Here is a 21,368-nt window from a genome sequence, read left to right as displayed (position 1 = left end):
GACGTGTCCGGCTACCCGATTGACTTGAATCCGTCATCTACCTACTAGTAGGAAGGTAAATATGGAGCCTGTCAATGCAAAGCCACCTTTCGACCAAATCCACTTGGCTGCGATCCTATTATCTCGGGCGCGCCATCTTCTCGATCGCCTGGGTTGCGGCCGCCGTTCTGTTCAGCGGGCACGCCGGCCCAGCTGCGTTTCTGCTCGTGATCTATCCGGCATGGGACGCCGTCGCCAATCTGGCCGACGCGCGGGTCAATGGCGGCCTGAAGGCCAATCCATCTCAGGCATTGAATCTCGTCGTCAGCGCGATAACCGCGCTCGCCGTGATCGTCGCGATCGGTCGCAACAGCTATGCCGTTCTCGCCGTGTTTGGAGTTTGGGCGATCCTCTCGGGCGTGCTGCAATTGGTCACCGGGGCGAGGCGCTGGCGTGACTATGGCGCGCAATGGGCGATGATCCTGAGCGGCGCGCAGTCGGCACTTGCCGGCGGCTACATGATCAGCCAATCGATCGGCACCGTGGCGCCGACGATTCTGGACGTCGCTCCCTATGCGGGCTTCGGCGCGTTCTATTTCCTGCTGTCCGCAATCTGGCTCGCTGCCACGGCCTATCGCAGCGCACGTGCGTGACGCGCGCCCGGCTGAATCGGTGCCCGCGGGCGCCAGCCTGGTTCAACGCGACGATTACTTCTGCTCCGGCGGCGCTGTATTCTCCGGCGGCGCCGTAGCTGCGGAGGCGGGTGTCGAAGCGGCGAGCAGCGGCATCGTCGGCGGGCTCTGGCCGTCGTCTTCGTCGAGGAATTGCTCGACGCCCGCCTGGATCGACGACTTGGCGTTGTCGGGGCCGCGATCGCTGAGGTCGTTGTGCTGGAATTCGGTCCTGACCACCTTGATGCCGAGCCGCGCGCAGGTCTCGTCGTCAGGCACGACGCCCGGATCGGCCTTGAACACCGGATCCTTGGAGCGGAACGAGAGGATCTTGATCTTGCCATTGGTGATGAACGGAACGCGCAGATTGTCCAGCGTCACGACCTTCTTGACCAGATCAGGATGCTGCTTGGCGAAGAACATCGAGATGTCGCCGCCGTTGGAGTGGCCGATCAACGTCAGCTGGCGATAGTTTGCGTTCGGATAGAGCTTCTTGAGCTCGTCGATCGCATACATGATGTTGAAGGCGCCGCGATTGTATTGCATGCGGCGGCCGACATATTCCTCGCCGACCTTGGTCACCATCGGGGCATCGGTGTCGAGATCATGCTGAATGCTGATCACGAGGTAGCCGCGTGATGCGAAGACGTTGGTGAGGAACGAGTACTCGGTGTTCTTGACGGTGTTGCCGTGGCTCAGGATCGCGACCGGCAGCTCGATCATCTCGGCCATGGCCTGCATCTGCCGGTCGCGGCGGACTGCCACCTCGACCGTGACGTCGCGGTCGCCGCGCAGAACGTCATGGAACGTCAGCGTGGTGTGCCGGATGGCCCATCTGTCCGTCGTGAAATAGCCCGCCATCGCCACGATGCACAGGCAAAGGACAATGAAGCCCCGTTTCATTTTGACCTCTGATACTGCCTACGTGACCCGCGCTCTGGCCCTGATTTCACCGGGCATTCCGCGTGAATCGGCCTTCAGGGGCCAGGCGGGCGCTTTTGCCGCCGAATATCGGGCTAATCTTACAATCAGATGACGGTGCGACGACGAGCCACCGCGCCCGGCGACGCTGGCCATTTGTGACGGTCACAAGCGGGTGAGGGAGCCGTGAACTGACGGCGCGCGGGCTGTGGCGCCGTCAGCGGATCAGGAGAGCAGGCGTCTCAGTTCTGATAGCTGTTGCCGTAGAAGTCGCGCTGCTGCTGGTAGTACGGCCGCGGCTGATAGTAGCCCTGCGGCGCCGGCGCGTAGCCCTGATTGCCGTAATACTGCTGCTGGCCATAGGCCTGTGCATCGTAGACGCGGCGGCCTGACGGCGGCGCCGGGTAGCGCCGGTCGGTCGAACTGCCGTCGGCCGGATAGATGTAGCCGTCGTCGGCGCGGGCCTGCGCCGGATATTCGCGCGGCTGCGGTGTCAGGACCACGGGGTCGCCGGCGGCGGCGGTGCCGTACTGCGCGTCATCCTGCTGCGGCGCGCGGCGGGCGACCGCGGTGCCGTTGCGCCCGCGCGGATTGCGCGCGCCAGCGCGACCTGGGACGAGCCGGTCAGCGTAACGGTGGTGTTGAGCACGCCTTCCTTCTGCACCAGCGCGTAGAGCGTCGTTGCATTGTCGCGCGACAGCCGCACGCAGCCATGCGAGGCCGGCGTGCCGAGACGGTTCACCGAATCGGTGCCGTGGATCGCGTGCCCGATCTTCGTGAAGAAGATCGAGTGCGGCATCGGCGCGTCGTCGAATTCCTTGGAGAAGTGATCCTCTTCCATGCGGAAGGCGCGGAAGCTGCCGTTCGGTGTCTCGCGCGAGGGAATGCCGGTCGAGACCGGCCAGCGATAGCGCGCGACGCCGTCGACCGCGACGGTCATCTGCTGGTTGTCCTTGTCGATGGTGATATCGACCTTGGCCTGCGCGGCGCCGGCGGTGAACAGCGTCACGGTAGTGAACGCAATGAGGAACGAACGCATTTTACCTTTGGCCTCCAGGCCCTGATCGCAGCAGCGGCTCTCCGTCCCCGCAACCAATATGCACGGAATCCGAGTTTGGTTCCAGTCGCGGACCCGGTGCATCGTTCATCCCGCGCGCGGCGCAAACAAGGCCGAAGCCGGGCCTGGTCGTCACGACCGGCTGACTTTTTCGCGAGTAGGCCGCGACGACGGCCGCCAATTGGCCATCGGCACGCAACCATTTGGCCGCAAGGGCGTTTCAACACTCCCGCCCAGCGGCGCATTCGCGTCGCGCATCAAGGAACCCAGATGAACAATACCAAGGTTAAGACCGCGGCCGTCGTCCCAGCCGGCCTCTCCGCGCGGCTCCTGCTTGCGGCCGCAGGCCTCGCTTTGGCGCTGGTGGCAGTTCCCTATGCCGGCCATGCCCAGGGCATCGTCCGCGGGGCCCATGAGGGCGCGTATGAGGGCAACCGGGTCGCCGGCCCGGTGGGTGGCGTGGTTGGCGGCGCGGTCGGTGCCGGCGTCGGCGGCGCCATGGGCGCGGTCAAGGGCGTGTTCGGCATCCCGGATCGCGGCTACCGCCGTGGTCACCGCTGCCGCGGCTATTACCGCCACGGCCACTTCCATTGCTACTGAGCGGGATCGTCATTCCGGGGCATGCGAAGCATGAACCGGAATCTCAGGTGCTGCCCGAGATCCCGGGTTCGCGCTAAGCGCGCCCCGGGATGACTCGCTTTCGCGAGTCAGTTCTTCAGGCGGTAGCCGGTCCTGAAGATCCAGGCCACGATCACCATGCAGGCGACCAGGAAGGCCGTGGTCATGCCGAGGCTCAGCCCGACGCTAACATCGGCGATCTCGTAGAAGCTCCAGCGGAAGCCGGAGATCAGATAGACCACCGGGTTGAACAGCGTGATGGTGCGCCAGCCCGCGGGCAGCATGTTCACCGAGTAGAAGCTGCCGCCGAGGAAGGTGAGCGGCGTCACCACCAGCATCGGAATCATTTGCAGCTTCTCGAAGCCGTCGGCCCAGATGCCGATGATGAAGCCGAACAGGCTGAAGGTGACGGCGGTCAGCACCAGGAAGGTTAGCATCCACACTGGATGCTGGATATGCAGAGGTACGAACAGTCCGGCCGTCGCGAGGATGATCAGGCCGAGGATGATCGACTTGGTGGCGGCCGCGCCGACATAGCCGATGACGATTTCGAAATACGAGATCGGGGCCGACAGGATCTCGTAGATCGTGCCGGCGAATTTCGGGAAGTAGATGCCGAACGAGGCATTGGAGATGCTCTGCGTCAAGACCGACAGCATCACGAGCCCCGGCACGATGAAGGTGCCGTAGCTGACGCCCTCGACCTCGGTGATGCGCGAACCGATCGCGGCGCCGAACACCACGAAATAGAGCGAGGTCGACACCACGGGCGAAACGATGCTCTGCAGCAGCGTGCGCCAGGTGCGCGCCATTTCGAACAGGTAGATGGCCCGGATTGCGCGGTAGTTCATGGCGCCCTCACTAGCGCACTGATTTCGAAGTTCGCATGCATTTGCGGAGCCCCCGATGCGAACTTCGAAATCGAAGGGGCGCTAGAAAATCTATGATGCTGGTGCGGCATTAGAGTTTGAAGTTCCTATGAAGAGGGTGCGGCGAAACTGATAGGAACTTCAAACTTGCCGCACCAGGCTGACGAAGATGTCTTCAAGCGAGGACTGCCTGGTGTCGAGATCGGAGATCCGGATGCCGGCACTGCGGAGATCGTTGAGCAGGCTGGTGATGCCGGTACGATCGCCCTTGGTGTCGTAGTCGTAGGTCACGGTGTGGCCGTCGTCGGATAGTCCGAGATTGTAGGCGGCAAGCGCGGGCGGAATGGCATCGAGCTTGTTCTGCAGTTGCAGCGTCAGCTCCTTCTTGCCGAGCTTCTGCATCAAGGTCGCCTTGTCCTCGATCAGGATGATCTCGCCGTTGTTGATGACGCCGATGCGGTCGGCCATCTCCTCGGCTTCCTCGATGTAGTGCGTGGTCAGGATGATGGTGACGCCGGAAGCCTGCAGCGTGCGGACCACTTCCCACATGCCCTTGCGCAATTCGACGTCGACGCCGGCGGTGGGCTCGTCGAGGAACAGGATCTGCGGCTCATGCGACAGCGCCTTTGCGATCATCACGCGGCGCTTCATGCCGCCGGACAGCGTGATGATCTTGTTGTCCTTCTTGTCCCACAGCGACAGGTCCTTCAGCACCTTCTCGATATGGGCGGGGTTCTTCGGCTTGCCGAACAGGCCGCGGCTGAAGCTGACGGTCGCCCAGACCGATTCGAACGCGTCGGTGTGCAGTTCTTGCGGAACCAGCCCGATCATCGATCGCGCCGCGCGATAATCCCTGATGATGTCGTGCCCGCCGATCGAAATGCGGCCCTCGCTTGGATTGGCGATGCCGCAGATGATGCTGATCAGCGTGGTCTTGCCGGCGCCGTTCGGCCCGAGCAGCGCAAAGATCTCGCCGCGATTGATATCGAGATTGATGCCCTTCAGCGCCTTGAAACCGGAGCCATAGGTCTTTGAAAGATTGGATACGGAAATGATCGGCGGCATGGAGGATCGGAAGCGTGAGGAAGGGGGCTCGCGCGGATTGCAGCCCGGGCGACGCCATGATGCGGGGTCAACCGCAGATAGGGACGCATATTCCGTTCTGCAATCACCCGCCGGGGCAGAAAATTCGTTCTGCGGTGTGGCGGAATAGCCGCTCTTAGCGCTTCTTCATTGATTTTGGCGGCTTCTTGGCCGCCGCTGCCGGGGCGGGGTGCGCAGCCGGCTCGGTGTCGGCGACCTTCGCGACCAGCAGGATCTGCACCTGGTTGTTGACCGGCGCGTTGGGGCGGGCGAGGTCGAGCAATTGCTCTTCGCCGAGTCCGACGGACTGCAGGCGCTTCGGCGCGATCTTGAAGGTGTTGACCAGGATGTCGCGGATCGCGTCGGCGCGGCGCTGGCTCAACACCGCATTGCTCTCGCGCCTGCCGGTCGATTCGATATGGCCGACGACCAGAAAGGTGTAGGGCAGCAGCGAGGAATGGGTCAGCGCATCGGCGATGCGTCCGACGGTCTGATACGACTCCGGCATCACGATCGGCGTGTCGACGTCGAACGTGATGTCGGCATTGAATGCCGGCAGGTTGGTGAGGTCGGGCGCGATCGGCGGCCGCTTCGAGGGCGGCGGCTCGTTCTTCGAGCGCGACTTCGATCGTTCGGCCACCTGCTGGCGCAGCGCGGGGACGTCGATCTCGGCGGCGGTCTCGAAATGATTGAGCTTGGCGATGACGTCGTCGCGCGTGATGGCGGTCTGCGCATGCGCCGGCACGAGCGGCATCGCCAGCAGAACCAGCGTGCCCAGCAGGCTGACGTCGCGCAAGCCTCGCATCGACGGGCGCATCATTGATACCCCGCGTCGTTGATCGCCTGGGCGCAATTGCGGCTGAGGCCCTTGGCGCCGACGAGGCAGGGCACCGACTTGCTGGTCTCCTTGGTCGAGCCGCCGCAGACCTTGACGATCTCGCGGCTGCACGCGTTCGCAACGGTGACGCGCGCCGCGATCCGCTTCTGGATCGCATCGAGGGTGGAGAAATAGCTCTCCTTGCACTGCGGCGATATCACGTCGCGGTTGCGCGAGAGGCATTCCTTGAGGCGGTTGGAGTCGAGATTGACGCCGCGGCAGTTGGCGGTGATGTCGGCGCCGCAGGCCTTGGCGAGCTGCGCCGCCGAATCGCCAAAGCTCATCGTCTCCGCGACCGCCAGCGACGGCGCGGTGAGCGCGATGACAAAAAGGAAAAACCCTCCCCGGACCATGGGGCCATCTCAACCCATGAAATCAACCGGGGTCAAGGGCTACCAACAGAGAAGGCCCCTCTGTCACGCCCGTTCCACAAAGCTGTCGACCACTTTCTTCTCGCCGGCCTTTTCGAAGGCGATGGTCAGCTTGTTGCCGTCGATCTTCACCACATGGCCGTAGCCGAATTTCTGGTGAAACACCCGATCGTCCAGCGAAAATTCCGACGTCGTGCCGGTGGACTTCGCCACCAGCTCGCCCTCGATCACGACAGGGCCGCGCTTGGTGCGATTGAAGCCTTCGGAGGCAAAGGAGGATTGCCGCTCCTCGAAACCGCTGCCGCCGCGTCCCTGGCCGCCGCGGCCGCGGTTGGCCTGGGCGCGCTGCCAGCCCGGCGTCGAATAGCTCGAGCCGAATGATTCGAGGTTGTCGAAGCGCGAGGCGCCGTAGCCGCCGCTGCCGCCCCAGCCCGAACCGCCCTTGGATTCCGTGATCTCGACATTGTGCGCCGGCAGCTCGTCGAGGAAGCGCGACGGGATCGTGGTCGACCAGGTGCCATGGATGCGGCGGTTGGTGGCGAAATAGATCTTGGCGCGGCGACGGGCGCGGGTCAGCCCGACATGGGCGAGGCGGCGCTCTTCCTCGAGCCCGGCACGGCCCTGTTCGTCCAGCGTGCGCTGGCTCGGAAACAGGCCTTCCTCCCAGCCCGGCAGGAATACGTTGTCGAATTCCAGGCCCTTGGCCGAATGCAGCGTCATCAGCGACACCGCCTCGTCGCCGGCCTCGCCGTCGCGGTCCATCACCAGCGAGATATGTTCGAGAAACCCTTGCAGGTTCTCGAATTCCTCCATCGAGCGCACCAGTTCCTTGAGGTTGTCCAGGCGGCCCGCGGCGTCCGCCGAGCGGTCCTTCTGCCACATCTCGGTGTAGCCGCTCTCGTCGAGCACGATCTCGGCGAGTTCGGTGTGCGAGGTGACCTCGCGCTGGGCGCGCCAGCGATCGAACTGCATCACGAGATCGCGCAACGACCCGCGCGCCTTCGGCTTCAGCTCATCGGTCTCGACTACGGCGCGCGCCGCCTCGAACAGCGGAATGCGGCGCTTGCGGGCATGGTCGTGCAGCAGCTGCACCGTGGCGTCGCCGAGGCCGCGCTTCGGCACGTTGACGATGCGCTCGAAGGCGAGATCGTCGGCCGGCGAGTTGATGGTGCGCAAGTACGCCAGCGCATCGCGGATTTCGGCGCGCTCATAGAATCTCGGGCCGCCGATCACGCGATAGGGCAGGCCGAGCGTGACAAAGCGGTCCTCGAATTCGCGCATCTGGAACGAGGCACGGACCAGGATGGCGACGTCGTTGAGGTTTTCGCCCGATCGCTGCAGCTCCTCGAGCTCCTCGCCGATCGCGCGCGCTTCCTCCTCCGAATCCCAGGAGCCGGTGACGGTGACCTTTTCGCCGTCGACATCCTCGGTGCGCAGCGTCTTGCCGAGCCGGCCTTCATTGTGCGCGATCAGGTGCGAGGCCGCGGCCAGGATGTGGCCGGTGGAGCGGTAATTGCGCTCGAGGCGGATCACCTTGGCGCCGGGGAAATCGTGCTCGAAGCGCAGGATGTTGTCGACCTCGGCACCGCGCCAGCCATAGATCGACTGGTCGTCGTCGCCGACGCAGCAGATGTTCTTCAGTGGCGCGATACTCTCCGTCATTCCAGGATGCGCCGCAGGCGCAGACCCGGAATCTCGAGCTGAGTCCTCGGTCAGAGATTCCGGGTTCGCGCGTTCGGCGCGCCCCGGAATGACGGGGGAATTGGGCGCTCCCGGAATCACGTCGGAGAGTGCGCGCCCCGGCCGCGACGGCGCCTGCGACAGCAGGCGCAGCCACAGATACTGCGCGACGTTGGTGTCCTGATATTCGTCGACCAGGATGAACTTGAAGCGGCTCTGGTACTGCCGGAGCACGTCAGGATTCTCGCGGAACAGGCGGATGTTCTCGAGCAGCAGGTCGCCGAAATCGGCGGCGTTGAGAATCTTCAGCCGCTCCTGATAGGTCGCGTAGATCTTGCCGCCCTTGCCGTTGCCGAACGAGGCGGCCTCGCCCGCAGGGACCTGCGACGGCGACAGTCCGCGGTTCTTCCAGCTGTCGATCAGGCCGGCCAGCATCCGCGCCGGCCAGCGCTTGTCGTCGATGTTCTCGGCCTGCAACAGCTGCTTCAACAGCCGCACCTGGTCGTCGACGTCGAGCACCGTGAAATTGGATTTGAGCTGCACCAGCTCGGCATGGATGCGCAGGATGCGGCCGCCGATCGAGTGGAAGGTGCCGAGCCACGGCATGCCCTCGACCGCCTGGCCCAGCATCTGGCCGAGCCGCAGCTTCATCTCGCGCGCCGCCTTGTTGGTGAAGGTCACCGACAGGATTTCGTGCGGCCGCGCGCGGCCCTGGCTCAGGATATGCGCGATGCGCGTGGTCAGCACGCGCGTCTTGCCGGTGCCGGCGCCGGCGAGCACTAGCACGGGACCGTCGAGCGTCTCGACCGCCTCGCGCTGCTCCGGATTGAGGCCGTTGAGATATTGCGGAACGCCGGCCGCCGCCCGCGCACGCGCGGCGATGCCGCCAGCCACCGGCTGGTGCTCGGGAACGCCGTGATGGGGCAATTTGCTCGGCTCGGTCATTGGCGAATCGTCTCGGCCCCACGATGGCACCGCGGGACGGTGAAGGGGAGCCTTCTTAACAGGGATTGAAGGCCATATAGGGCCTGATCGGCCGTTTCGACAGGTTTTATCGCCCGCGACGGGAACGGTTTTGGCAGCAGTCTACTGTGAGCTTGGTTCCCGAAATCGACGAAAATTTCGCGGTTTCGGGCTCAGGAACCAGCGTTCCGCTGTTGGTTTGTTTCCTCAGGCTATGGCGCCGGCGAGAGGCGGCGCGAGGAAACCAAGCAGAGGATTGATCATGTTGAGCTGGGTCGTCACATTCCTGGTCATCGCCCTGATCGCGGGCATTTTGGGCTTCGGCGGCATCGCCGGGGCCTCGATCGAAATCGCCAAGGCGATCTTCTTCATCGCCATCATCCTGTTCCTGGTGACGGCCGTGCTCGGATTGGTGCGCGGCCGCACAAGGGTCTAGAGCATGATCCGGAAAAGTGCGAAGCGGTTTTCCGAAAAGATCATGCTCAAACAAGAACCATAGCGCTTCACTTCGCGGAGGGCATCGCCACGTTGCGGCCGATGCCCTCGGGACGCGGCACGGCCGCATAGCTATCCACGATCGCCTGCGCCCGGGCGCGGATATCGGACGGAAATGGCGCCACCTTGCGCGCCTCCATGTCGATATGCAGCGTGAGGTTTTCCGAGGTCGCCGACAGCCAGCCCTCGGTGGCGTGGCGCAGCTCCTCGAACGTATGCAGGCGCTTCTCGTCGGCGCCGAGCAGGAAGACCGAGACCTGCACGGGATCGCCGAGATTTATCTCCCTGAGATAGCGGACGTGGCACTCGGCGGTGAAGGTCGAGCAGCGTCGCGCTTCCATGTAGGCGGGCCCGATGCCGAGTTGCAGCCACATCTCGTCGATGGCGCGGTCGAACATCACATTGTAATAGGCCATGTTGAGATGGCCGTTATAATCGATCCATTGCGGCTCGATCTGCATCACAGACGATCTGAACGGAGCTGATGGAATCGGCATCTCGCTGGTAGCAGTCACTGAAGTCATCTTCCATCCCCGGTTCGTTGGCGTTCGAGCATGAACGTTTCTGCGGCTCCGGCGTCCACAATTTTCAAGTCAGGCTCTCTTGACCCCTTATACAAGCTTTGCCACGGTCGGCTAAAGCCGGGAGGAAATTTGACGTGGCGACAACGATTTCGAGCAATGTGACGCGACCTGAGCCGCAGGCCCTGAGGCGCGCGATCGACGCGCTGGCGGCGCGGTTCGGCAACCGGCTCGTCACGTCGCAGGCGGTGCGCGAGCAGCATGCCCATACCACCACATGGCTGCCGAACCAGCCGCCGGACGCGGTCGTCATGGCCCAGGAAACCGCCGACATCCAGGACGTGGTGCGGATCTGCGCCGCCAATCGCGTGCCCGTCATCGCCTTCGGCACAGGAACTTCGCTGGAGGGCCAGGTCAACGCGCCCGCAGGCGGCGTCTCGATTGATCTGCGCGACATGAACAAGGTGCTCGAGGTGCATGCCGAGGACCTCGACTGCGTGATCCAGCCCGGCGTGACGCGCAAGGCCCTGAACGAGCATCTGCGTGACCAGGGCCTGTTCTTCCCGATCGATCCCGGCGCCGATGCCTCGCTCGGCGGCATGACCTCGACCCGCGCCTCCGGCACCAACGCGGTGCGCTACGGCACCATGCGCGAGAACGTGCTGGCGCTGAAGGTGGTGCGCGGCGACGGCGAGATCATCACCACAGGCACGCGCGCCAAGAAGTCGTCGGCCGGTTACGACCTGACGCATCTGTTCGTCGGCGCCGAGGGCACGCTCGGCATCATCTCCGAGCTGACCATCCGCCTGCGCGGCATTCCCGAAACGATCGCGGCGGCTGCCTGCTCGTTCGAGACCGTAGGCGGCGCCTGCCAGGCCACGATCCTCGCGATCCAGACCGGCATTCCGGTCGCTCGGATCGAGCTGCTCAATGCCGCGCAGGTCAAGGCCTGCAACAGCTATTCGAAACTGTCGCTGCCGGAGACGCCGCTGCTGCTCTTGGAATTCCACGGCAGCGAGGTCGAGGTCGCCGAGCAGTCGAAGAATTTTCGCGACATCGCCGCCGAATGCGGCGGCGGCGACTTCACCTGGACCACCAAGCCGGAAGACCGCACCAAATTGTGGCAGGCCCGGCACGACGCCTACTGGTCGGTCAAGGCGCTGCGCCCCGGCGACAGCATCGGCGTCGTCGCAACCGACGTCTGCGTGCCGATCTCGCGGCTTGCCGACTGTGTCACCGAAACCGAGGACGATCTGACGCGGCTCAATCTGCTGTCGCCGATCGTCGGCCATGTCGGCGACGGCAATTTCCACTGCTCGCTGCTCTGCGATGTGAACGACAAGGACGAGATGGCGCGCGGCGAGGAGTTCATGCATCGTCTGGTCGAGCGCGCGCAGTCGATGGACGGCACCTGCACCGGCGAGCACGGCATCGGCCAGGGCAAGCAGAAATATCTGAAGGCCGAGCTCGGCCCGGAGGCGCTCGACGCGATGCGGGCGCTGAAGCAGGCGCTCGATCCGCAGAACATTTTCAATCCCGGAAAGATCGTTCCCGCCGCCTGAGGCGTCGTCACGTCGCGCAGCGTCCGCGTGGACCGGTCGCGCGTTCGGTGTGGCCGCCGCGCCATAGTTCGCCGCTTGCTCGGCGTCGAGCGGACTCTGCCATTCCCAGGTTGCACCAGGGCCAGCTATGCTTGCCGCGCTTTCAGGGTACGGTAATGTGGTTGTTCAACAAGGCCAAGCGGAAGGACATCTGGGATGATCCCGTCGCGCAGCCGCTCGGCGACATCGAGGCCGCGCAGCGGATCCGCGCGATCTGCCGCGAGGCCGCCGGCTGCGCCGAGGCGATCGGCTCGCCCGACAAGCGTTCACCGAAGCAGCCGCAGATCGAGCGCGATCGCTACGAGCGTGCCGCCAAGGCCGCGATGGAGACCGCGATGAAGATCTCCGACGAACTGGTGCGGGATTCCGCGGTGCGCGAGATCGTGGGTCTCTGCATGAAGGCCAACAACATCAAGACCGGGCGGGCGCTGTTCCGCGCCATCCACGCCAATTCGATCAAGGCCGAGGTGCTGAAGGAGCATCCGAGGCTCGCGGGCGAGTAGGGATGAGTGGTCCCAGTAGCCCGGATGGAGCGCAGCGAAATCCCGGACGATTCATCAACGCGCGAAAGAATCCCGGATTACGCTTCGCTTCATCCGGGCTACGTAACTTCTGATCTAGCCTTGGCCCAGCGTGCGGACCGCCTCGTCGACGCTGCGGAAGACGTGGTCCTTTTGCAGGACATCGTAGAGGTCAAAACGCTCGAAGGCGTCCTGCGCGCGGGAGGATTCGAGCCGCGCGACGGCTACCGTCACGCCGTCATCGCGGCACTCGCGGAACAGGTCGCGCAGCGCCTGCGCCGCCGTGAAATCGATCTCGATCATGCCGCTGGCCTCGATCACCAGCAGCCGCGGCTTGGGTGACGCCCCGCCGATGGCCTCGAGCACATCGCTGTGGAAGCCCTCGGCGTTGAGGAACGACAGCGGCGCCTGCAGGCCGACGACAGCGATGCCGGGCTTGCGCTCGCCGGTGACATGCGGACCGGCCGGCCACCAGATCGTGGTGCCGGGCACGTGGACGAATTCCACCAGCCGGCCGCGCGTCGTGGTCCAGATGCCGTGCAGCAACGACAGCGCGATGCCGACCGCGACGCCTTGCTCGATCGGCAGCACGATGATCGCGGCAGCCGTCGCCGCCACCAGCAGGAATTCGTAGAATGACTGGCGGTAGATCGCTGCGATCTGCGTCACGCGGATGATGCGCAGCGCCACGAACAACAGGACGCCGCCGAGCGCCGCATCAGGCACGTGCTGCAGCAGCGTCGCGCCGAACGCGAGCAGCGCGAGCACAATGGCCGCGGCAACCAGCCCGGCAAGCTGCGTGCGTCCGCCGGTCTCCGACACGATGCCGGTCCGTGGCGGACTGGCGTTGACGGGAAAGGCGCCGAACAGCCCGGACAGCACGCTGCCGGCACCGGCGCCGAGGAAGTCGCGGTCGACGTCGGCCGGCTTGTCCGGATCGGACAGGAACGAGCGCGTCGTCGCTGCGGTCTGCACCATGACGACAACGGCGATCAGGATCGCCAGCGCCAACAGCTTGATCCATCGCTCCGGCGCGATATCCGGAAATGACGGCCTTGGCAGCGTGCCCGGCACGGTGCCGACCACCTTGACGCCCTTGCTCTCGAGATGGCCGGCGATCACGGCGATGGTGGCCACGACAAGGCCGATTAGCGCGCCGGGAATGCGCGAGCTGACCTTCTCCGATCCGGCGACCAGCGCCAGCACGCCGAGGCCGATCGCCAACGTGTAGAAATTGGTCTGGTCGATCTTTCCGGCGAGCACCCCGAGCTTGTAGAGCGTCGGCCCGTCCGGCGTGGTCAAGCCGAGCACGCCGGGCAGTTGCGAGACCAGGATGTGGACGGAAATGCCGGCGAGGAAGCCGACCGTCACCGGGGTCGACAGCAGATTGGCGATCCAGCCGAGCTTGAACAGGCTGCCGGCGATCATGATGACGCCGACCATCAGCGCCAGCGCCATCGCGAATGCCTGATAGTCCGGCGAGCCCGCGGTCGCCATCAGCGCGAGCCCGCCCGCGAAGATCGGCGTGATCGTGGAGTCGGCGCCGCAGGACAGGAAGCGGTTGGCGCCGAACATCGCAAAGCCGAGCGAGCCGGCCATGAAGGCGAAGAAGCCGATCTGCGGCGAGAAGCCGCCAAGCCGGGCGGTTGCCATCTGCTCCGGGATCGCGATTGCGGCGAGCGTCAACCCGGCGATCAAGTCACCGGGCAGGTTGCTCGGCCGGAAGCCGGCCAGCGAACGGAAGATCGGCCAGCTGGCGCGCGTCGCGGGTATTTGGACCATCGGTCTCCGACTCATCTGGCGGCGAAGGGTCGGGAATAGTCCGCCATCGCGTGGCCAAAAGCCAGCGGACGCGCGCGTGCAGGCGCGGACAGTCAGCCGATATTCTGGAGTGCCGGGAAGGTCTCCAGCAGCCAGACGCTCACACCAGAGACCGCGCCGGTCAGGAAGCCGATGCCGGTGACCACCATCAGCACGCCCATCACCCATTCGACGGTGTCGAGATGACGCTTCATCCTCGCGAACAGCGAGGAGAACTGCTTGACCATGAAGGCCGCGAGCAGGAACGGGATGCCGAGCCCGGCGGAATACACCGCGAGCAGCCCGGCGCCCTTTGTCACCGTGGCTTCGGCGGCCGCTATCGAGAGGATCGCGGCCAGGATCGGCCCGATGCACGGCGTCCAGCCGAAGGCGAACGCCAGGCCCATGACATAGGCGCCCCACAGCCCGACCGGCTTGGGCGCGGTGAGCCGCCCCTCGCGCATCAGGAGGCCGATCCGGGTGATGCCGAGGAAGTGCAGGCCCATGATGATGATGACAATGCCGGCGAGGATCGAGAGCTCGGCCGACCAGGCGCGCACCAGCCCGCCGACGAAGGACGCGCTTGCCCCGAGCGCGACGAACACGGTGGAGAAGCCCAGCACGAACATCAGCGCCGCCGTCATCACCGCGCGCTTGGAGGCTGCGGTGTCGCCGTCCTGGTTGACCTGCTCGATGGTCGCACCGGTCAGGTAGATCAGATAGGGCGGCACCAGCGGCAGCACGCAGGGCGACAGGAAGCTGACTAGGCCGGCAATCAAGGCCGCCGGGATCGAGACGTCGTGCATCAAGGGACCTTCGCAGGAGAACCGTTCTGTCTTGGCGTCTACGCCGCCAACAATCCAGAAGTTTCGTCGCGGAAGCCTTCAACTATGGTCACAGGCCCGTGTGCGGGGGCTCTCGGGCGGGTAAAGACGAGCGCCGAACCGCTTCGCGACGTTTGGTGTGTTCCGGCATTCGGCGCCACACACTCACGGTCGTGCCGGCCTAGTGCGCGATTGCGCACGGGGGGCCGGGACCCATTACCCCAAATCTCAATTGTTGCACGACGCTGGGGCCGCGATCCCGTTCATCAGCAAATGCGGTGGTTATGGGTCCTGGCTTTCGCCAGGACGACGCGTGGGTGAGAGCCTGGCGCCCAACTACTGCTTGCGGCCGGGGCGGGCCGGCGGCTTCTCGAACTCGCGGCCGCGGATTCGCACCAGATCGTCGGCGGAATTGGTCAGCAGCACGACGGTCGCCGCGCGCGCGGCCTCGGCATCACCGGCCACGATCGCGTCCAGTACCGCGCGGTGCTCGATCAGCGCGCGTGGGCGGTGCGAGCCGGGGGCTGCGATCGTAAAGCTCTGGCGCAGCGTGATCTCGAACATCTGGGCGATCGGCCAGAAGAACTCGTTGCGGGTCGCGAAATAGATCGCCTGGTGGAATTTGATGTCGGCGGCGACGAACTCCTCGTTGGTCCTTGCCGCGTCCATGCCGTCGCATCCGACGCGGATGTGGGCGATGTCGTCCTCCTCGGCATGGGTCGCCGCCAGCGCCGCCGCGGCCGGCTCGACTGCGGAGCGCAGCTGGAACAGTTTTGCCAGATAGCGATCGATCTCCGCGGTCTCGAGGTGCCAGCGCAGCACGTCCGGATCGAGCTGATTCCACTGCTCGGGCGGTCGCACCCGCGTGCCGCTCTTCGGCCGCGACTCGATCAGGCCCTTGCCGGTCAGGGTGCGGATCGCCTCGCGCACCACGGTGCGGCTGACATCCATCATCTCGCAGATCCGCATTTCCGGCGGCAGCGTCTCGCCGACGCCGATCTCGCCGCGCACGATGCTGCTGCCGACCCGGTCGGTGACCTGGCTGTGCACACTCCGACGCAATGCGTTGGATGTCTGGAACATCGGAAGCCTCGCTGCGGTTGAAGCCTGCGCAGCCGCCGCGCCGCGCTCTTGCACAACCGTATGGCTTTTGTCATACATTATGACAAAAGCGCTGCCAAGCTCGCGCCAGCGGGCGGGCGGCGAGAACAACGTCGAAGACAATAACGATCCGTTCCTGGGGAGGAGCACCATCATGACATCGACGCGCGTGAGCCGCCGTATCGTGTTGCGGTCATCGGTCACATCGGCGGCGTGGCTCGCGGCCGCGCCCGCCATCATCGGCCGCGCCGCGGCCGCGACCATGAAGATGCGGTGCTCGTCGTCGCTTCCGAACGATCCCAAATATGCCAACGGCCGCGTCTACTACGACAATCTGATCAAGAGCCTGAAGGCGAACGGGCTCGGCGAGCAGATCGAGGTGACCTTCTTCCCCGACAACCAACTCGGCCAGGAGATCGACGTCATCAACTCGGTGAAGCTCGGGGTGATCGACCTGATGGTCTCGGGCTCGTCGATCTCGGCCAATCTGGTACCGCTGGTCGGCACCTTCGACCTCGGCTACCTCTTCACGAGCTACCAGCAGCAGACCAAGGCGTTCGACGCCGGCGCGGCGAAGCCGATCGAGGATGCGCTGCTCAAGGGCGCCAACATCCACATCATCGGGTGGGCCTATAATTTCGGCGCGCGCAGCGTGCTGGCGAAGAAGCCGGTGAAGACGCCGGAGGATCTCGCCGGCCTGAAGATCCGTACGCTGCCCAACCCGATCATCACCGAATGCCTGCGGCTGATGGGGGCCGCGGCGACGCCGCTGGCGTTCGGCGAGATCTACACGGCGCTGCAGGCCGGCGTGCTCGACGGCCTCGAGCACGATCCGCCGACCATCATGGCCAGCAAGTTCTACGAGACATCGAAAAACTATGCGCTGACCCAGCACATCTTCTCGCCACTCGCGATCTATTTCAGCGACACCAGCTTCAACCGGATGGCTCCGAAGCTGCGCGAAGGCTTCCTCGATGCGGCAAGGAAGGCCGCGACCGACACCCGCGCGCACGGCCTCGCGGTGGAGAAGGAGGCGCTGGCGTCGCTGGCGGAGAAGGGCGTCACGGTCGTCGAATGCGACAAGGAGGCGTTCCGCAAGCGCGTGCTGCCGCAGACCGACAATTTCATCAAGGCGCGGCCCGAGGCCAAGGCCGTCGTCGACCTGATCCGCGCCACCCAAGCCTGAGGCCGGCGCATGTCCGTTGCTGCAATAGCGACGAGCCGGAGCAGCGATCGGATCACGACGCCGTTGCTTGTTGTCAGTGATGCGATCGCCGCGATCCTGCTCGCCGCCGATCTTGTGGTGGTCTGCGTTTCGGTGCTGGCCCGCTTCCTGTTCAATGCGCCGGTCGAGTGGTCCGACGACGTCGCCCGCGGCCTGATGGTCGGGTCGAGCTTCTTCGGCGCGGCGAGCGCGCTCGCACGCAGCGAGAACCTCGGCGTCGCTTTCTTCGTCAACATGCTGTCGCCGGACGTGCGGCGGGTCGTCGACGCCGTCGGCGCGTTGCTTGTCACGATCATTGCCGGCTATGTCGCGTTCAACGCCATCAAGATGGGCTGGCTGACCACCGGCCAGACCTCCGGTTCCGGCCTGCCGCTGGAATGGACGTTCTATCCGATGGGCGTCGGTGCCGCGTTCATGACGATCTTCGCCTTCGAGACGTTCTGCGGCCGGCCGTTGCGCGACATGATGGCTGGCATCGTCGCGACGGCCGTCATCGTTGGCCTCTATCTGGCCTGGGACGCCTTCGCGCCGTCATCGGTGCCGTCGTCGCAGGCGCTGATGCTGATCGGCTTCTTCCTGACGCTGTTCGGCGGACTGCCGATCGGCTTTGCGCTGGCGCTGGCGGCGCTGATCTTCATCTGGGTGGAGGGGACGCTGCCCGGCGTGATCTTCGCCCAGCAGATGGCGCGCGGCATCGACAATTTCGTGCTGCTGGCGATCCCGTTCTTCATCCTGGTCGGCTATTTGATGGAAGCCAACGGCATGTCGGTCCGGCTGATCGAGCTGTTGCAGCGAGCGGTCGGGCGGATGCGCGGCGGGCTCAACGTCGTGATGGTGATGTCGATGGTGCTGTTCTCCGGCATCTCCGGCTCCAAGATGGCCGACGTCGCCGCGGTCGGTTCGGTGCTGATCCCGGCGGCGCGCCGCTCGCGGCAGAACCCGGGCGGGGCGGTGGCGCTGCTCGCGGCCTCCGCCGTGATGGCGGAGACCATTCCGCCCTGCATCAACCTGATCATCCTCGGCTTCGTCGCCAATCTCTCGATCGGCGGCCTGTTCGTCGCCGGCATGCTGCCTGCCGCGCTGATGGCCTTGGCGCTGATCGCGGTGTCGATCATCTTCGGCAGGCGTCCCGCGGCGAACGCGGAAGCAGGCCCGCGCGTCGCGGTGTCGGGCCTGTGGACCGGGGCGATCGCCTCGTTCGGGCTGATCTTCATGATCTTCTTCGGCTTCAAGAGCGGCTTCGCCACCGCGACCGAGATCTCCGCCTTTGCCGCGGTCTACGCGATTGCCGTCGGCAGCCTGTTGTTCCGTGAGTTCGGCGTGAAGAGCCTCGCGCACTGCTTCGTGCAGTCGGCCGTTCGCTCGGGACTGGTGCTGTTCATCGTCGCGGCCGCGCAGTCGCTTGCCTTCATCCTGACCTTGCAGCAGGTGCCGCATGCGGTCGGCGAGCTGATGTTGGCGATCTCGGGCAGCCACGGCGTCTGGCTGTTCATGCTGCTCTCGATCCTGGTGCTGGTGGTGATGGGCTCGGTGCTCGAAGGCGCCGCGGCGCTGATCATCTTCGGACCGCTGCTGCTGCCGGTCGCCGTCAAGCTCGGCATCGATCCGCTGCATTTCGGCGTCGTGCTTGTCATCGCGATGGGGCTTGGCCTGTTTGCGCCGCCGCTCGGGCTCGGCCTCTACGGCGCCTGCCTGATCGGCAATGTGCCGATCGAGCAGACCATCAAGCCGATCGCCGGGTATCTCGGGCTGCTGCTGCTGTGCCTGCTGGTGATCGCCTTCGTGCCGGCCATCAGCACTGCGTTGCCGCATGCGCTCGGCTATTAGGGGACTGATCCGTGAAGGTGTTGCTTGCCCATACCCCGCAGATGCGCCGCGACTATTACGGCGAGCGCAGCCTGAATGGCCTGCGTGCGGTCGCCGATGTCAGGCTGCACGAAGGTGACGAGGTGCTCGACGCGGCGGCGCTGGTCGAGGCCGCGGCCGATGTCGACATCATCGTCGCCGATCGCATGACGCAGGGGCCCGGCGAAATCTTTCCCAAGCTGCCGAAACTGCGCGCCTTCGTGCGTTGTGCGGTCGATATCCGCAATATCGACGTTCCTACGGCTTCAGTCGCCGGCGTGCTGGTGACGCAGGCGAGCGCCGGCTTCGTCCAGTCGGTCGCCGAGCTCGCGCTCGGCTTCATGGTCGATCTGTCACGCGGCGTTTCGCGGGCGACCGCGGACTATCACGCGGGCAGGGCGCCCGAGGTCGTGATGGGCCGGCAGCTTGCGGGAAGCACGATCGGCATAATCGGCTATGGCAGCATCGGCCGCTATCTTGCAGGGATCGCAAAGGTGCTCGGCATGAATGTGCTGGTCGCCGATCCCTTCGTGACCATTGATGATACGGCGTTCGCGCACCTGCCGCTCGACGATCTCCTGGCGCGCGCCGACTACGTCGTCTGCCTCGCGATCGCCAATGCGCAGACCGAGAATTTGATCGGGCAGGCCGCGCTGGCGCGGATGCAGAGGCACGCGTTCTTCATCAACCTGTCGCGCGGCAATCTCGTCGACGAAGCGGCGCTCGCGGCCGCGCTGCGCGACGGCCGCATCGCGGGCGCAGCGCTCGATGTCGGCCGCGCGCCGGACCAGATGCCGACGCCGGAACTGGCGAATCTGCCCAATGTGATCGCAACGCCGCATGTCGGCGGCCTGACGCCGCAAGCGATCGAGCATCAATCGTCGGAGACCGTGCGCCAGGTCGCGAAGATTGTTTCCGGCGAGATACCTGTCGGCGCTGTCAATGCCGAGCACTGGACGCGGCGGCCATGAAAGTTCGGCGACGCCCAATGTCGCCGGAGGGGCTGGACAAGAGGTTCGCATCCAGCCCAAACTTGAGCTTGCAAAACCGCGGCCCTGAGCGCGCGGACAATCAATGAACGGACGTTCCGCAGCAAACGACGGGCGCCGAGAGGGAAACAGGGAGTGCATCACATGGCCATTTCACGGCGTGACGTGTTGTTGGGCGGCGCCGGCGCATTGGGCGCCGCATCATTTTCCTTCCCGGCCCCTGCCATCGCACAATCGGAACCGATCAAGATCGGTTGTCTCGCGGCGATCACCGGGCCGAGCTCGGCGCCGACCGTCGGCTTCAACCGCGGCGTGAATTTCGCCGTCGATGCCATCAACGGCGCGGGCGGCGTGAAGGGCCGCAAGATCGAGCTTGTCATGCGCGACACCCAGGGCGACCCGACCAAGGCGGTCAACGCCACGCAGGAGCTGATCAGCCAGGCCAAGGTTCATGCGATCTGGGGCCCGCTGAATTCGGGTGAGGCGCTGGCGACGACGCCGATCATGGCGCGCGCCAAGATGCCTGATCTCCATCCCTGCGTCGTCGAGACCCTGATTGACCCGGTCAAGTTCCCCAATGCGTTCCGCATCGCGCCGTCGAACAATCAGTGGGACGATGCCGTGCGCAATTACTGCCTCAAGATCCTCAAGGTGAAGAAGGTCGCCGTGATCGGCGACACCACCGGCTACGGTGTCACCGCGGTCGGCGCCTCCGTCGCGGCGTTCAAGAAGGACGGCGCCGAGGTGGCCTATCAGGCCAATGTCGACGCCACGCAGCCCGACATGACGCCGGACATGCTGCGCGCCAAGAACGCCGGCGCCGAGGCGATCGTGGTGTGGAGCGTCTCGACCGGCATGGAAGCGCGCATGTTCAACACCCGCGCCGCCATGAACTGGGACGTGCCCTTCGTCGGCCACCCCTCGATGGCGTCCGGCGAGCTCGCGGGCCTGGTCGCCAAGCCGGAGAACTGGAAGAAGGTCTATGCGATCGGCTACAAGAGCTGCAGCTATGACAGCGCCGGCAAGCTGCCGCCGAAGAGCGAGGACCTGGTCGCGCGGCTCGCCAAGGCCAATATCGCGCTGAACGATACGCTGTTGTGGTGGGTCGCGGGCGGCATCGACTGCATCGAGCTGATCGCGAAAGCCGTCGCCGAAAGCGGCTCGACCGACAGCGCCGGCATCATCAAGTACTGGAATTCGCTGTCGACCTATCCGGGCTATTTCGGCAATTACCGCTTCTCGCCGACCGAGCATAACGGTTATTTGACCGAAGAGATCGTGATGTCGGAATCCTCGACCGCCAAGAACGGCACCTTCGCGCTGGCGCCGGGGTACACATAGAAGGGCGAGGGCGCAG

General features: G+C 65.1%; 19 protein-coding genes and 1 pseudogene. 9 read left to right on the top strand and 11 right to left on the bottom strand.

Going from position 1 to position 21,368, the window contains the following annotated elements; translation table 11 throughout:
- Positions 1-74: 74 nt before the first annotated feature.
- Positions 75-632 carry a DUF308 domain-containing protein gene (locus ACVILL_RS01980; RefSeq protein WP_456727600.1) on the top strand — a complete coding sequence of 186 codons (558 nt, stop codon included), beginning with the start codon at positions 75-77 and terminating at the stop codon, positions 630-632.
- 54 nt (positions 633-686) lie between these two features.
- Here the strand turns inward: ACVILL_RS01980 and ACVILL_RS01975 are convergent, their stop codons facing one another.
- Both ACVILL_RS01975 and ACVILL_RS01970 read right to left on the bottom strand, forming a co-directional pair.
- Positions 687-1,553 carry an alpha/beta fold hydrolase gene (locus ACVILL_RS01975; RefSeq protein WP_456727599.1) on the bottom strand — a complete coding sequence of 289 codons (867 nt, stop codon included), beginning with the start codon at positions 1,551-1,553 and terminating at the stop codon, positions 687-689.
- A 260-nt stretch (positions 1,554-1,813) separates the two neighbouring features.
- Positions 1,814-2,610: pseudogene (locus ACVILL_RS01970) on the bottom strand (L,D-transpeptidase).
- Positions 2,611-2,898: 288 nt separating this feature from the next.
- On the opposite strand from ACVILL_RS01970, the gene ACVILL_RS01965 reads away from it, so the two are divergent.
- Positions 2,899-3,228 (top strand): hypothetical protein, encoded by a 330-nt coding sequence (locus tag ACVILL_RS01965; RefSeq protein WP_456727598.1) that lies wholly within the window; start codon positions 2,899-2,901, stop codon positions 3,226-3,228.
- A 107-nt stretch (positions 3,229-3,335) separates the two neighbouring features.
- Here the strand turns inward: ACVILL_RS01965 and ACVILL_RS01960 are convergent, their stop codons facing one another.
- The 5 genes from ACVILL_RS01960 to ACVILL_RS01940 form a co-directional block, all read right to left on the bottom strand.
- Positions 3,336-4,097, bottom strand: coding sequence for an ABC transporter permease (locus ACVILL_RS01960; RefSeq protein ID WP_456727597.1), 762 nt, complete (start codon positions 4,095-4,097; stop codon positions 3,336-3,338).
- Between the two features lie 159 nt (positions 4,098-4,256).
- Positions 4,257-5,180: an ABC transporter ATP-binding protein gene (locus tag ACVILL_RS01955; protein ID WP_456727596.1), complete on the bottom strand. Its 924-nt coding sequence runs from the start codon at positions 5,178-5,180 to the stop codon at positions 4,257-4,259.
- Positions 5,181-5,334: 154 nt separating this feature from the next.
- Positions 5,335-6,003, bottom strand: coding sequence for an OmpA family protein (locus ACVILL_RS01950; RefSeq protein WP_456727595.1), 669 nt, complete (start codon positions 6,001-6,003; stop codon positions 5,335-5,337).
- 11 nt (positions 6,004-6,014) lie between these two features.
- The gene (locus tag ACVILL_RS01945) at positions 6,015-6,428 is read right to left on the bottom strand and encodes a hypothetical protein (protein ID WP_456727594.1); all 414 of its coding nucleotides are present in this window, start codon (positions 6,426-6,428) and stop codon (positions 6,015-6,017) included.
- Between the two features lie 63 nt (positions 6,429-6,491).
- Positions 6,492-9,071, bottom strand: coding sequence for an ATP-dependent helicase (locus ACVILL_RS01940; protein WP_456727593.1), 2,580 nt, complete (start codon positions 9,069-9,071; stop codon positions 6,492-6,494).
- 280 nt (positions 9,072-9,351) lie between these two features.
- Here ACVILL_RS01940 and ACVILL_RS01935 point away from each other — a divergent pair, with 280 nt between their 5' ends.
- Entirely contained in the window at positions 9,352-9,525 is a 174-nt protein-coding gene (locus tag ACVILL_RS01935; RefSeq protein WP_456727592.1) for a DUF1328 domain-containing protein, read from the top strand.
- Positions 9,526-9,592: 67 nt separating this feature from the next.
- Here ACVILL_RS01935 and ACVILL_RS01930 read toward each other — a convergent pair whose 3' ends face one another.
- The gene (locus ACVILL_RS01930; protein ID WP_456734144.1) at positions 9,593-10,081 is read right to left on the bottom strand and encodes a thioesterase family protein; all 489 of its coding nucleotides are present in this window, start codon (positions 10,079-10,081) and stop codon (positions 9,593-9,595) included.
- A 161-nt stretch (positions 10,082-10,242) separates the two neighbouring features.
- Here ACVILL_RS01930 and ACVILL_RS01925 point away from each other — a divergent pair, with 161 nt between their 5' ends.
- Both ACVILL_RS01925 and ACVILL_RS01920 read left to right on the top strand, forming a co-directional pair.
- Complete coding sequence (locus ACVILL_RS01925) at positions 10,243-11,667, top strand: FAD-binding oxidoreductase (protein WP_456727591.1); 1,425 nt, start codon at positions 10,243-10,245, stop codon at positions 11,665-11,667.
- A 155-nt stretch (positions 11,668-11,822) separates the two neighbouring features.
- Positions 11,823-12,209, top strand: a complete 387-nt coding sequence (locus ACVILL_RS01920) for a hypothetical protein (protein ID WP_456727590.1) — start codon at positions 11,823-11,825, stop codon at positions 12,207-12,209.
- Positions 12,210-12,323: 114 nt separating this feature from the next.
- Here the strand turns inward: ACVILL_RS01920 and ACVILL_RS01915 are convergent, their stop codons facing one another.
- From ACVILL_RS01915 to ACVILL_RS01905, 3 genes are all read right to left on the bottom strand, one after another.
- Positions 12,324-14,009 carry a SulP family inorganic anion transporter gene (locus ACVILL_RS01915; protein WP_456727589.1) on the bottom strand — a complete coding sequence of 562 codons (1,686 nt, stop codon included), beginning with the start codon at positions 14,007-14,009 and terminating at the stop codon, positions 12,324-12,326.
- Between the two features lie 92 nt (positions 14,010-14,101).
- A complete protein-coding gene (locus ACVILL_RS01910) occupies positions 14,102-14,833 on the bottom strand; it encodes a cytochrome c biogenesis CcdA family protein (protein ID WP_456727588.1) in 732 nt (243 codons plus the stop codon).
- 354 nt (positions 14,834-15,187) lie between these two features.
- Entirely contained in the window at positions 15,188-15,934 is a 747-nt protein-coding gene (locus ACVILL_RS01905; protein WP_456727587.1) for a FadR/GntR family transcriptional regulator, read from the bottom strand.
- 172 nt (positions 15,935-16,106) lie between these two features.
- Between ACVILL_RS01905 and ACVILL_RS01900 the strand changes: the two genes are divergently transcribed.
- The 4 genes from ACVILL_RS01900 to ACVILL_RS01885 all read left to right on the top strand — a co-directional run bounded on the left by ACVILL_RS01900 (position 16,107) and on the right by ACVILL_RS01885 (position 21,352).
- Positions 16,107-17,138 carry a TRAP transporter substrate-binding protein gene (locus tag ACVILL_RS01900; RefSeq protein WP_456727586.1) on the top strand — a complete coding sequence of 344 codons (1,032 nt, stop codon included), beginning with the start codon at positions 16,107-16,109 and terminating at the stop codon, positions 17,136-17,138.
- 9 nt (positions 17,139-17,147) lie between these two features.
- A complete protein-coding gene (locus ACVILL_RS01895) occupies positions 17,148-19,004 on the top strand; it encodes a TRAP transporter large permease (protein WP_456727585.1) in 1,857 nt (618 codons plus the stop codon).
- Between the two features lie 11 nt (positions 19,005-19,015).
- Positions 19,016-19,993, top strand: a complete 978-nt coding sequence (locus tag ACVILL_RS01890; RefSeq protein ID WP_456727584.1) for an NAD(P)-dependent oxidoreductase — start codon at positions 19,016-19,018, stop codon at positions 19,991-19,993.
- 162 nt (positions 19,994-20,155) lie between these two features.
- Positions 20,156-21,352 carry an ABC transporter substrate-binding protein gene (locus tag ACVILL_RS01885; RefSeq protein ID WP_456727583.1) on the top strand — a complete coding sequence of 399 codons (1,197 nt, stop codon included), beginning with the start codon at positions 20,156-20,158 and terminating at the stop codon, positions 21,350-21,352.
- Positions 21,353-21,368 lie beyond the last annotated feature (16 nt).

The sequence above is a fragment of the Bradyrhizobium sp. USDA 3364 genome (assembly GCF_054056355.1).
Note: the sequence above shows the minus strand (reverse complement) of the source record. Positions and strands in the feature narration are given on the sequence as shown.